The following is a 12,441-nucleotide window of genomic DNA, read 5'->3' as shown; positions in this document are numbered from 1 at the left end:
CCCCCCGGGACGGTACGTCCCCTCTCGCCTTCCGACACTTCGTGATTTTCCTCTCGTTTGACAAGCGAACGATGCGCAGAATAAGTATACCAGTTAAGCGAGGAGAGCGATGTGGAATTTGCCTGGAGCGATTCGGAGGCGGCGTATCGGGCCGAACTCCATGAGGTGCTGGCGACCCTGCCCGATGATTGGTGGGAAAATTATGCGCCGCACGGGCCGTCCAGCCCCAAGCTGATGGAGCATGCCCGTGCCTTCAATGCCCGGCTCGCCGAACGCGACCTGATCGTCCGGCACTGGCCAAAAGACTATGGCGGCTCCGATGCCAGTGCGTGGCAACAAATCATCGTCAGCGAGGAAATGTGGTCGATCGGCGAACCGCGCTCGTCGCTCTACCTCGGGACCAACTGGGCCGGTCCGGCGATCATGAAATTCGGCACCGAGGCCCAGAAGCAACGCTATCTGCAGGCGATCGCGGCGGGCGAACTCCTCTGGTGCCAGGGCTTTTCGGAACCCGAGGCGGGGACCGACCTCGGCAATATGCAGACGCGCGCCGAGCCCGATGGCGGCGATTATGTCATCAACGGGTCGAAGATCTGGACCTCCTACGCGGCGCGCGCCGACATCATGTTCCTGCTCGCGCGCGTCGGCGGCAAGGGCAAGGGCGGGGTGAGCTGCTTCATCGTGCCGATGGACACCCCGGGCATCGAAATCCGTCCGATCCCCGGCGTCCATTCGCGCCACGATTTTCACGAAATCTTCTTCACCGACGCGCGCGTGCCGGCGGATGCGCTGCTCGGCGACGAAGGCCATGGCTGGAAGATCGTCCAGGCGATCATCCATTATGAACGGATCGGCGCCGGGCGCTATGAAAAGGCGGCGCGCGGCCTCGCGCATATCGTGGATGTGCTGAAAGCGCGCGGCGATTTCGACGATGCGGTGGTGCGCGCCGATTGCGCGATCGCGCTCGCTGCGGTCGAGGCAGCGCGCCTGCAAACCTATCTGGTCATCGACGGCCGCGCAAAGGACAGCGACCCCGGCGCGGAAACCTATCTCGCGCGCTATGCGATGATCCAGGCCGACCATGCGGTCGCCAACCTCACCTCGACCTATTTGCCCGACCTGCTCGTCGATGGCGCCGACGGTCATCTGCGCGCGCAGTTCAACTCGGCGATCACCGCCGGCATCGCGGCGGGGGCGGCGGAGGTTCAGCTCAACATGATTTCGGGCCGCTACCTCGGCCTGCCGCGGGGAGCCTGAGCCATGGATTTCGATTTTTCCGCCGACCAGCGGGCGCTGCGCGAAACGATCATGCGGATGGTCGCTGACAACCGCGACCTGCCGCGCACCGGCAATGTCGTCGAACCAAAGACCTTCCACCGTGCTGCCGCGCTTGATGCGTCGCTCGCGGCGGGTGGCTTTTTCGATGTCGCGCTCGAACCGGGCTGCGGCGCCGTCGATGCGGCGGCGCTCGTCTATGAATGCGCGCTGTCGCCGCTGGTGATCGAGGTCGGCGCCTCGGCGCTGGTCGCGCCGTTGCTCACCGGCGAAGCGTTACCGCGTCCGATCGCGATCGGGCGGCTGGCCGATCTGACCCGAGGGATCCGTTTCCTCGGCGACGCGCGGACCTTGCTGATCGATCTGGGCGACGATGTCGCGGTCGTCGATATGGCCGGGCTGGCGGTTACCGAACTCGACGGCGTTTATGCCTATCCGCTCGGTAAGCTCGCGGCGCCGCCCGATCTTACCGCCGCGCGGCGGCTCGGCGCCGGCAAGGCGGCCGAACTGCGGCGGTTATGGCGGCTCGCGCTGGCGCTCGAAATCGCCGCGGCGATGCAGGCGGCGACCGACTTCACCACCGACTATGTGAAACAGCGCCATGTGTTCGGCCGGCCCGTCGGCTCGTTCCAGGCGGTGCAGCACCGCTTGGCCGCCGACGCCGAAAAATGCCGGGGCAGCTATTGGCTCGCAATGAAGGCGGCGTGGAGCAGAAATCCGCTCGACGCGGCGCTGGCGGCGCTGCACGCGCAGCGCGCGATCACGCAGGTCAATTACGACGTCCACCAGTTCAACGGCGCGCTCGGCATGACGCTCGAGCATGCGCTGCACCTGTGGACCTTTCGCCTGCGCTGGCTGGTCGGCGAGATGGGCGGCTTTCGCACCCATGTGACTGAGATTTCGGAGCTGGCGTGGCCCGACGCCCTTCGGAAAGCCGGCTGATGAATGCGGAAGTCTCGCGCCCGCTGGTGCGCCATATCTATGATCTGGTCGACGGTGCCTATGCGCCGACCGCGCTTGCGACCGGGCCGTGGGACCGCCGCCTGCAGAGCGGGGTCGTGCTCAACGCGCTGATCGCGCATCTGATCGAACAGGCGCCCAGCCCGGTGCCGATGGTCACCAGCCGCCTGCTGCTCGACATGATGAAGCCGACGCTGATGGCGCCGGTCGAGACGCGGGTCTCGGTGCTGCGCGAGGGCAAGCGGCTGCAATTGCTCGACGTCGAACTGATACAGGACGGCGCCACCACCGCGCGCGCCTCGGCCCTGCGAATCCGGGCGGGAGAATCCCCGGCCACCGATGCGCCGCGCCACCTGCTGCCGTCCATCGACCTGCCGAGCCTCAACGGCGGGCGCTCGCCGCTTCAGCATATCAACGAGACGCGGCTCGAATCGGGAGGGCTCGAAGTCCCGGGGCCGGGGGTCGTGTGGGCTCGGATGACGGGCGAAATCCTTCCCGGCGTGCCGATATCGCCCTTCGTCCAGCTCGCGATGGCGGCCGATTTCGGCAGCGGCACGTCGAGCTTCGTCAACTGGCGCGAATGGAGCTTCGCCAATGTCGACATCAGCCTGCACCTGACGCGCATGCCGCAGGGCGAATGGGTACGGATCGCCGCCGAAACCAGAAGCGCGGGCAACGGCATCGCGATCGTCCATTCCACACTCGCCGACGAACAGGGCGAACTGGGCCGCGCCCACCAGACCCTGTTCATGGACAAAAGGAAAAGTGAATGAGCCGCATAACCTCCCCCTTCGGCTGGGAATCGACCGCCGCCGAAGTCGCCGCCGGCCATGATTTGTCGGGCAAGCGCGCGATCATCACCGGGGCGACCGCCGGACTCGGCGTCGAAACCGCGCGCGTGCTGGCCAGCCGCGGCGCCGAGGTCGTGCTCGCGGTCCGCGACACCGCTGCCGCCGCGCCGCTGGTCGCCGAGATCGAGGCCGCAGGCGGCAAGGCCAGCGCCGCCGCGCTCGATCTCGCCGACCTTCGCTCGGTCGAGGCCTTTGCCGTCGCCGACAGCGGGGCGCCGCTGCACCTGCTGATCAACAATGCCGGGATCATGGCCTGCCCTTTGATGCGCACCGCGCAGGGGTTCGAAATGCAGCTCGGTGTGAATCATATCGGCCATTTCCACCTGACCAGCCTGCTGCTCCCGGCGCTCAAGGCCGCGAACGGCGCGCGTGTCGTCGCGGTGGCGTCGAGCGGGCATTTGTGGAGCGGCTTCGACTTCGACGACCCCAATTTTGAACGCACCGACTATGATTCGCTCGCCGCCTATGGCCGGTCGAAGACTGCCAATGCGCTGTTTGCGCTCGAACTCGACCGCCGCTATCGGGGCGATGACATTCGCGCCTTTTCGCTGATGCCCGGCGGCATTCACACCTCGCTCGGGCGGCATATGACCGACGAAATTCGCCAACGGCTCGGCGTCGATCCCGCGAGCGCGAGCCAGTACAAGTGGAAGACGGTCGAACAGGGCTGCGCGACGACGGTCTGGGCGGCACTCGGCCGCGAACTCGACGGCAGCGGCGGCCTCTATCTCGAAGATTGCAACGAAGCGCTGCCCAATCGGGAGGGCCGGCGCGACGGGGTCAAAGCCTGGGCGCGCGATCCGGATGCCGCCGAACGGCTCTGGGCCTGGACCGAAAACGCGATCGCGGCCACCAAGGGAAAGGGACGGACATGAAGATCGATCTTGCCGGAAAAGTCGCGCTGGTTACCGGCGGCGGGCGCGGCATCGGCCGCGTCATCGCGACGCAGCTCGTCCAGAATGGCGCGCGTGTGATGATCGCCACCCGCACGCAAGCCAGCGGGCAGGAGGTCACCGACGAGCTGCGCGTGATGGGCGGCGAGGTCGAACTGGTCGCGCTCGACCTTTCGACGCGCGCGGCATGCGATGCGGCGGTGCAGGCGGCGGTCGATGCCTTTGGCGGGCTCGACATCGTCGTCCACAACAGCGCGATCTTTCCGTTCACCCCGTTCGAACAGGTCACCGACGAGGAGTTCGACAGCGTCCTCAAGACCAATCTTTACAGCTTCATGTGGCTGAGCCGCGCCGCGCTGCCGTATGTGAAGACATGCGGCAACGGCCGCATCGTCGGCATTTCCTCGCTGATCGGAAACCACGCCTGGCTCGCCGGGCTCGACAGCTATGCCGCATCGAAGGGCGGCATGAACGGCCTCGCGCGCAACCTCGCGCTCGAATTCGCGAAGCATGGCGCGACGGTGAACGTCATCGAACCGGGCCTCGTCATCGACGATCGCAGCCCCAAGATGGATGATGTCACGCGCGACAAGATCGTCCCGAACATCCCGCTGCAACGCGCCGGCCTGCCCAGCGATATCGCCAATGCGGTGATGTTCTTCTGTTCGCCGACGTCGCAATTCGTGACCGGGCAGGCGCTCGTCGTCGATGGCGGCCATATGCTGCCCGACATGTCGAGCTATGCGATGGCCGCGCGCCTGTGAGCGGTGCGCTGGACGGCAAGGTCGCGCTGGTCACCGGCGCGGCCGGGGGAATCGGCGGCGCGGTCGTCCGCCGCTTCGTCGCCGATAGCGCGCGGGTACTCGCGACCGACGTCGATGGGCCGGGACTCGAACGACTGGCGGCGGACATATCGGGCGTGCGGGTCCACGCCGCGGACCTCACGTCGCCCAAGGGCGTCGAAAGCCTGTTCGCCGCGCTGGACGCCGCCTTTGGACGGATCGACATATTGGTGAACAACGCCGGCATCGGCGGCCCGCGCACCAAGCGGCTGCACGAACTCGACCTTTCCGAATATGACGCGGTCATGGGCGCGAACCTGCGCGCGCCCCTGGCGCTGACGCGCGCCGCGCTGCCGCTGATGATCGCGCAGGGCGGCGGCGCGATCGTCAATCTGGCGTCGCCCGCCGGCATGCACGCGGTGCCGCGCGTCGGCTCCTACAGCATCTCCAAGGCAGGGATGATCATGCTGACCAAGCAGACGGCCAAGGAATATGCCGCCGACGGCATCCGCTGTAACGCGGTGGCACCGGGCGTCACCCAGACCGCGATCCTCGACGGCCTGCCCAAGGCGCACCTCGATCAGATCGTCGCGATGATCCCGCAGGGCCGCATCGCCCGTCCCGATGAAATCGCTGCGATGATCGCCTTTCTGGCGAGCGACGCGGCCAGCTTCGTCAACGGGTCGATCGTGTTGGCCGACGGCGCGGCGGGCACCTGAAACCGAAGGAGAGGGCGATGTTTTCACCGGAGGGCAAGCCGATCGTGGTGACCGGTGGCAGCCGCATCCCGATCGGGCTGCGGACCTATCGACACCACCAGAACAAGGGCATCGAAGTCTGAGCGCCGTGTGCCTAGCCGGGGATCAGTTCGCTGAGCAGTTGCACCGCCGGATTGGCCGCGCCGCAGGCTTCGGGGGGCAGGCGACCGGTGGCGATCGCCAGCGCGCGGGCGCGCTCGCTGATCAGCGCGAAGCGATAGCCGGCGAAGGCGATGTGCCACTCCATCGCCTGCGCCTTGCGCCCGGCCTCGGCTTCCCACAGCGCCACGGTCCGTTCGGCGTCGCCGATCCCGTCGAGCCGCGGTGCGCCGGCGGCCTCGCAGATCAGCCGGTCGTAAAACAGCCACCAGCCAAGGTCGGTCTCGGCGCCGCCGAGCGAGGCGGTTTCCCAATCGAGCAGCGCGGTGCAGCGGCCATCGGCGAACAACATGTTGGGTGGTCGCGCATCGCCCCAGGCAAAGCCCGCCGGGCGCGGCGTGGGGCGGTGATCGTCCAGCCACTGCCGCGCATGTTCATAGAGCGGCAGGTGGGGGATGGCGGCCCAGCCGCGATAGCGGTCCCACCGCGCCAGTTCCTGCGCCACGCCGTCGACACCCGGCGCGATTCCCGGCGGGGCGAGAAAGGCGAACGGCGCGGGATCGAGGCCGTGGAGCCGCGCCATCAGCGCGATGCCCTGCGCCCACATCGCCTCACACTCGGCGGGCCGGGCCGCGGCGAGCACGCCTTCGCGATGATAGTCGTTCGGCGGCGCCACCCCCGGCGCGCGGACCATCAGGAAAAAGGGCGCGCCGAGAATGTTGGGGTCGCCTTCCTGCGCGATCGGCTTGGGGATCGGCAGGCCGGGTTCGCCCGCCAGCGCTTCGATCACCCGATATTGGCGCGCGACCGACGGGTCCTGATAGACCTGATGGCCTCGCGGCTCGATCCGCAGGACCCAATGGGCCGGCCGATGATCGGGGCCGACCAAGGCGTCGATCAGCCAGGTTTCGCTCGACGCCCCGCCCTGCGCCGCGATGATCGCCCCGATTTCGACGCCTCCCAATCGGGCCAGTCGGCGCTTCGCCCAGTCGCCGAGGCGCCGGCGCAGGTCGTCCGGGCTGCGCTCAGCGTGCGGCATCGCGTGGCCCTTTCGCGCTCGTCACGACGCCAACAAGGATAGCGCCATGCATATCTTTTCCGAAGCCGACGACCGCCCCCACCGGCCCGATGACGATCCGCTGTGGCAGGAAAGCAGCCTGTTCGTCTGGCACGACCTCGATGCCGGCGTCGGCGGCTTCTGGCGGCTGGGTCAGGAACCCGTCGCGGGCGCGGTCAACAGCTGTTTCGGCCTCTTCACCCATGACGGACTGCGCTTTCGATCGAATGTCACCGGCATGGCGCTCGATCCTGCCGACCGGGGCGAGGCGCATATGGGCTGGGGTCCGCATCTTCGCGTATCGTTCGACGGCGACGCGGCGATCGTCGCCGATTTCGCCGACTGCGAAGCGGCGCTGCGTTTCACCGACTTCCACCCGCGCTTCGACTATCATGCGGTCGCCATGCCGGGGCGCCAACTGACCGGTGCGGCGCATCATTTCGAGGTGTCGGGGCGGATGACCGGGACGGTCCGCATCGGCGACCGCGAGATCGCGATCGACGCGCTCGGCTATCGCGACCGCTCGTGGGGGCGGCGCGACTGGTCGCAGAGCCGCGGCACCCGCTGGTGGCCCTGCGTCTTCGGTCCCAACCTCACGACCCACATCATCCATCTCGTTCACGCGGGACGGGTGATGAAGGTCGGCTATGTCTGGCGCGACGGGACGACGATCCCGATCGTCGACAGCGACCTGGTGGTCGGGCTCGAATCGGACGCGCTGACGCCGCGGCATGGCGAAGCGGTGCTGCATCTGGCGACCGGCGAGGTGTTGCGCGTCGCGTGCGACCGCGCCGACGCCATCTTGATGCAGGTGCGCGGCTATACCGCGGTCGAGACGATCGGCACCGCGACGCTGGATGGACGGCGCGGCATGTCGAACCTCGAGGTCAGCACCAACGCCGCTGGCGGCCATGCCGTGCCCTTGTGCACCCTGGGGTCCAATGCGGCCGACGGCCTCAGCCGGCGATCGCCCTAGCCAGCGCACCGACCGCGTCAGTTTTCGGACGCGCGGCGCAGCGTTTCGGCATGGTCGCCGTCGAACACCACGACGATCCGCTTGCCGGGCGCCGCGCTCGGCACATAGTCGGACCGCTTCTGGCGCACCCCGGGGTTTTCGATGCGGATGAAGGTCTGGTCGTCGACCGCGAAGCCGCGTTCCTTGCCGTCCAGGGTGCGCACGCGGATCGAATCGGGGGTCGCTTCGACGATATCGGCCATCAGTACGCGCGGGTCGGCCGCCGACTGGACCCGCGTGTCGATCGTCACGCGGCAGCGGTTCGAAACATTGGGCATGCTGGCGTGCGGGGTGCAGGGATTGAGGATCAGCACGTCGCCGGGGAAATAATCGGTCGTCGCCCAGCTGTCGTCGGGGATCACACCTTCGGGGATCGAACTCGGCGTCTTGGCGATATTGTGGAAAAATCCCCGGTTGCACTGGCGCACCGCCAGCATCAGCCCGCCGACCTCGCGTTCGCAATTGGTCAGCGGGGTCCACACCGGCTTGTAATTCTTGATTCCGGGGCTGAAAAATCCGTCCTGATGGACGCCGGTGACCGATCCGCCCGGCGGATAGGCGCGATATTGCACGATCGGGATGATGCACGCGGGTTCGCCTAGGATCTGTTCCATCAGCCGCATATTGGTCGGATGCTCGATCAGCTTGCGCGCGATGCCCGAAAATTCGGGGCTCTCTTCCATCCCGCCCGGCGATGGCGTCCCGGTCCATACCGGTTCGGTCGCGCCGGCTTCGATCAGGCCGTGCTTCTCCATCACCGCGAACATCGTCTGGCGTGCCTCTTCGACCGAAGCGGCGTCGAGGACGCCGCGCAGCAGGATATAACCCTCCTCGTCATGGAAACGGATCAGCGCGGCATGATCGTCGAGCAGATGGTTGCAGGATTGCAGTTCCTGCACCGGCTTGACGCTCAGGACATCGAGATCCTTCGCATCGGGCATCGAGATGGATTGCACGGCCATGGGGTGTCCTTTCTGATCCTCTCCGCCGCGACCGGTATCGACCGGCTCGCCAGCATCGCCGGTGATTTGAGCGAAAGCCCGCCTCGACAACAAGGGGCGTTTTTGACATTATAGGAGGGCATTTTTCCGAAAGCCGGGCATGTCCTACATCGCCGCCGTCGTCACTTCGCCCAGCTATGTCGCCACCCTCGGCGCGATCATCGACGCGCATGCGCGGCTCGGGGAGGTTTTCGCGACCAATCCGGCGCTCGGCGACTATGCCCGGATGCAGACCGAGCTGCGGTTTCTCGCGGCCGAACCCAGTCCGATCGCGCTGGTCGGCGGGCGGCGTTTCGCCGCCGACGCGACCCTCGCGGAAACCGACGACCCGCGCTTCATCTTCCTGCCCTCGTTCCAGCTGGTCGATCCCGATGCGATGGCGGGGCTGCTGTCCGGCTTCGCACCCCTGCATGTGTGGCTCCGCGAGCAGAATGCCAAAGGCGTCGATATCGGCGCCTGCGGGGCGAGCGTGTTCCATCTCGCCGCGGCGGGGCTTCTCGACGGCCGTGCCGGCGCCGTGGGCGCCCGGCTGGTGCCGGCGATGCGGCGGCTGTTTCCGCGTGTGGCGATCGACCCCGACAATGTAATCACCCACGCCGGCAACATCTGGACCTGCAGCCGCGACGCCGACAGCGCCGCGCTGGTGGCGCGCCTGTTCGCCGAATCCTATTCGATCGCAGTGGGGCGCGGCATCGCGGCGCGCGAACCGCCGGGTCCGCTGGCTGCGGCACTCGCGTCCGCCGCCGACCCCTTCGTCGCCCGCGCGCAATTGTGGATCCGTGACCGCTTCACCCGCCGGTTCCGGATCGGCGACCTGGCGCGCGACCTCGGCGTCAGCCACCAGTCGCTGATCCGCCGCTTTCGGGCCGTCGGGTCGGCGACGCCGCGCGAATTCGTTCAACGCACCCGGGTCGATTCGGCGATGATCATGCTCACCGAAACCCGCCGTTCGGTGACCGAAATCGCGCAGCTGGTCGGCTACACAGACATCCCGTCCTTTCGCCGCGTTTTCTTCGCGGCGGTCGGCATGTCGCCTGCCGCCTATCGCCGCGCGCATCGCGCGGCGCGGCCAGAGGGCGCTTGACAAGCGCTCGCGCTTGCGGTTCTAAAAACATATATATAATTAAACTGTAAATGTCGCGGAGGCGACAGGGTGGGAGGATTTCTTATGGCGCTTGAACCTGCACTGCGCGACCGGATGGTCCTTCCGGCGGTCTGCGCCCCGATGTTTCTGGTCAGCAACCCCGCGATGGTCCGCGAAGCGTGCAAGGCGGGGATCATGGGCGCCCTCCCGCGTCAGAATGCGCGCAGCTTCGAAATGTTCGAATCCTGGCTGAAGGATATTCGCGAAGACCTCGATCGTCATGCTGAGACCCATCCCGGTGCGCGGGCCGGTCCGCTGGCGGTGAACCTCGCCTCGCGGATGGACCCCGCAGAGGCGGAGCGGCATCTCGAAGTCGCCAAACGCTATGGCGTCGACATCATCATCAGCGCCCTCGGCAACCCCGCCGAACTGACGCGCCGGGTCCATGATGCGGGGTTGAAGATATTCCACGACGTGGTGTCGTTCCGCTACGCGGAAAAGGCGATCGCGGCGGGGGTCGACGGGCTGACCTGCGTCGGCGCGGGAGGCGGCGGCCATTCGGGCAGCGTCGGTCACCTCGTGCTGATCCCGCGAATTCGTAAGATTTTCGATGGCACCCTGTTGATGGCGGGGTCGATCTCGACGGGAGCGGCCATCCGCGCGGCCGAAATACTCGGCGCCGACCTCGCCTATATGGGGACCCGATTCATCGCGACGCAGGAGGCCGGCGTCGATCCCGAATATGCCCGGATGCTGGTCGAATGCCATTCGGAGGATTTGATGTTCACGCCCAAAATCGCGGGCGTGGCGGCGAACTGGCTGCGGCCCTCGATGGAAAGGCTGGGCCTCGACCCCAAAAATCTGCCCGCACCCACCGGTCCCGGCATGAGCCACGATCATTTGCCCGAAGGCGTGAAACCCTGGAAAAATCTGTGGTCGGCGGGTCAGGGCATCGACCTGATCGGCGACGTTCCGGCTATCGGCGATCTTGTGCTCCGTCTGCGCGCCGAATATCTGGCGGCCTGCGCGCAACCCAGTTTCGCCGATGTCGCGCGGCTCGTCGATCAGGCGCTGGACGCCGCCGAGGACTAGCATCCGCCTTTACAGCGATGGCTCCGATGCGCGACAATCCATGCCCAATGCGCTGCCGGAGTGTGTCGTGACCCGCCTGAATCCCATTTACGAAGCGATGGAACCGACGATATTCGAATATATGTCGGGCCTCGCCATTGCGCATGACGCGATAAACCTCGGGCAAGGCTTTCCGGACGAGGCCCCGTCGCCGGACATGATCGAGGCCGCGGCGCGGGCCCTGCGTGAGAAATCGAACCAATATCCGCCTGCTTTCGGTCTGCCGGAGCTGCGCGACGCGATCGGTCGTTTCTATGGGCGCCGGCAAGGGCTGCGTATCGCCCGCGACCAGGTGGTCGTAACGTCGGGCGCGACCGAGGCGCTCGCGGCGTCGATCCTGGCTCTCGTCAAGCCCGGCGACGAGGTGATCCTGTTCCAGCCCGCCTATGACAGTTATGCGCCAATGATCCGGCGAGCGGGCGGGATGCCGGTTTCGGTCCACCTCAGCCCACCCGATTGGGGGTATGATGCCGTTGCCCTCGATCGCGCGATGACGCCTCGCACCAGCCTGATCCTGTTGAACGATCCCCTCAATCCGGCGGGCAAGGTTGCTTCCGGGAGCGAGCTCGCGCTCATCGCCGCAGCATGTCGGCGCAACGATCTGGTCGCGATCTGTGACGAGGTCTGGGAAGACGTCCGGTTCGACGGCGTGCCGCATCGCTCGCTCTGGTCGATGCCCGGCATGGAAGAGCGGACGGTGAAGATCGGCTCGGCAGGAAAAATATTCGGACTGACGGGATGGAAGACGGGCTGGCTCTGCGCGTCACCCGACCTGGCCCGGGCCATCGGCCGCGCGCATCAGTTTCTGACCTTCACCACGCCGCCGGCCTTGCAGTGGGCGGTCGCCGAGGGGCTGGATCGGCCCGACAGCTGGTTCGCACCGCAACGCGCGGCCTGGGCAGCGTCGCGCGAACGGCTTGCCAGGGGTTTGACCGATGCCGGCTTTGCGGTGCTGCCGAGCGCGGCGACCTGGTTCCTTTGCATCGACCTCGCGGCGTCGGGGATCGCGATCGACGACCGGAGCTTCAGCGAGCGGGTGGTCCGCGAGGCGGGCGTGGCGTCGATTCCGGTCTCGGCCTTGTTCGAGGGCGAGGGGCCGCGCCATATCGTGCGGCTGTGCTTCGCAAAGGACGCTGCCGTCCTCGACGAGGCGGTGGAGCGGCTCGCGCGCTTTCGTGACGGGCTGACGGCTGAAGGGGCCGATGGAGCGGGGCTTCGCTGAGGCGAAACTTTTGCTTTCGCGCGGCCAAGAAAGCTTCGCGCGACATATCTCAATTAAATAAGTAGATAAATTGCAGATCTTCGGATCTCGCGGCTTTTGATAGCTGTCAGCTTGCTCCGCGTCACCAACGGCTAAAGCGCACGAAGACCTGGCGACACGTCGGATTCGTGCTTCTGTAAAGGAGATACGAATATGAGAGTCCGGCGCCAAGACGCTCCCCGTCGCCGTCAATCGACCCAGTCGCAGCCCCTCCCGCATCCGTCCTGGCTGCCGCATCCGGCGGACAGGCGGCGCGTTAGCGCGCAGGAATTCT

The 12,441-nt window shown here is 66.8% G+C and carries 12 protein-coding genes; 10 read left to right on the top strand and 2 right to left on the bottom strand.

What is annotated here, in order from left to right:
- Positions 1 to 111: 111 nt before the first annotated feature.
- From AC3WS4_RS05280 to AC3WS4_RS05255, 6 genes are read left to right on the top strand one after another with little or no spacing between them, the layout of a single operon-like run.
- A complete protein-coding gene (locus AC3WS4_RS05280) occupies positions 112 to 1,257 on the top strand; it encodes an acyl-CoA dehydrogenase family protein (RefSeq protein ID WP_492735969.1) in 1,146 nt (381 codons plus the stop codon).
- Positions 1,258 to 1,260: 3 nt separating this feature from the next.
- Positions 1,261 to 2,217, top strand: a complete 957-nt coding sequence (locus AC3WS4_RS05275; protein ID WP_492735971.1) for an acyl-CoA dehydrogenase family protein — start codon at positions 1,261 to 1,263, stop codon at positions 2,215 to 2,217.
- Entirely contained in the window at positions 2,217 to 3,008 is a 792-nt protein-coding gene (locus tag AC3WS4_RS05270) for a thioesterase family protein (RefSeq protein ID WP_492735973.1), read from the top strand. The genes AC3WS4_RS05275 and AC3WS4_RS05270 overlap by 1 nt, the downstream gene beginning before the upstream one ends.
- The gene (locus AC3WS4_RS05265; protein ID WP_492735975.1) at positions 3,005 to 3,961 is read left to right on the top strand and encodes an SDR family NAD(P)-dependent oxidoreductase; all 957 of its coding nucleotides are present in this window, start codon (positions 3,005 to 3,007) and stop codon (positions 3,959 to 3,961) included. Before AC3WS4_RS05270 ends, AC3WS4_RS05265 begins: the two co-directional genes overlap by 4 nt.
- Positions 3,958 to 4,743, top strand: a complete 786-nt coding sequence (locus tag AC3WS4_RS05260; RefSeq protein WP_492735977.1) for an SDR family NAD(P)-dependent oxidoreductase — start codon at positions 3,958 to 3,960, stop codon at positions 4,741 to 4,743. The genes AC3WS4_RS05265 and AC3WS4_RS05260 overlap by 4 nt, the downstream gene beginning before the upstream one ends.
- Positions 4,740 to 5,480, top strand: a complete 741-nt coding sequence (locus tag AC3WS4_RS05255) for an SDR family NAD(P)-dependent oxidoreductase (protein WP_492735979.1) — start codon at positions 4,740 to 4,742, stop codon at positions 5,478 to 5,480. Before AC3WS4_RS05260 ends, AC3WS4_RS05255 begins: the two co-directional genes overlap by 4 nt.
- 133 nt (positions 5,481 to 5,613) lie before the next feature.
- On the opposite strand, the gene AC3WS4_RS05250 is transcribed toward AC3WS4_RS05255, so the two are convergent.
- Positions 5,614 to 6,657 (bottom strand): phosphotransferase family protein, encoded by a 1,044-nt coding sequence (locus AC3WS4_RS05250; protein ID WP_492735981.1) that lies wholly within the window; start codon positions 6,655 to 6,657, stop codon positions 5,614 to 5,616.
- Positions 6,658 to 6,703: 46 nt separating this feature from the next.
- Here AC3WS4_RS05250 and AC3WS4_RS05245 point away from each other — a divergent pair, with 46 nt between their 5' ends.
- Entirely contained in the window at positions 6,704 to 7,651 is a 948-nt protein-coding gene (locus tag AC3WS4_RS05245) for a DUF7064 domain-containing protein (RefSeq protein WP_492735983.1), read from the top strand.
- A 17-nt stretch (positions 7,652 to 7,668) separates the two neighbouring features.
- On the opposite strand, the gene AC3WS4_RS05240 is transcribed toward AC3WS4_RS05245, so the two are convergent.
- The gene (locus tag AC3WS4_RS05240; protein ID WP_492735985.1) at positions 7,669 to 8,652 is read right to left on the bottom strand and encodes a phytanoyl-CoA dioxygenase family protein; all 984 of its coding nucleotides are present in this window, start codon (positions 8,650 to 8,652) and stop codon (positions 7,669 to 7,671) included.
- Positions 8,653 to 8,791: 139 nt separating this feature from the next.
- Between AC3WS4_RS05240 and AC3WS4_RS05235 the strand changes: the two genes are divergently transcribed.
- The 3 genes from AC3WS4_RS05235 (at position 8,792) to AC3WS4_RS05225 (ending at position 12,128) form a co-directional block, all read left to right on the top strand.
- Positions 8,792 to 9,775 carry a GlxA family transcriptional regulator gene (locus tag AC3WS4_RS05235; protein WP_492735987.1) on the top strand — a complete coding sequence of 328 codons (984 nt, stop codon included), beginning with the start codon at positions 8,792 to 8,794 and terminating at the stop codon, positions 9,773 to 9,775.
- Between the two features lie 84 nt (positions 9,776 to 9,859).
- Complete coding sequence (locus AC3WS4_RS05230) at positions 9,860 to 10,867, top strand: NAD(P)H-dependent flavin oxidoreductase (RefSeq protein ID WP_492735988.1); 1,008 nt, start codon at positions 9,860 to 9,862, stop codon at positions 10,865 to 10,867.
- Between the two features lie 67 nt (positions 10,868 to 10,934).
- Entirely contained in the window at positions 10,935 to 12,128 is a 1,194-nt protein-coding gene (locus tag AC3WS4_RS05225) for an aminotransferase (RefSeq protein ID WP_492735990.1), read from the top strand.
- The last annotated feature ends 313 nt before the right edge of the window (positions 12,129 to 12,441 follow it).

Source organism: Sphingopyxis sp. EU05-FHT14B03 (genome assembly GCF_058790875.1).
This window is presented reverse-complemented; position numbering and strand designations above follow the sequence as displayed.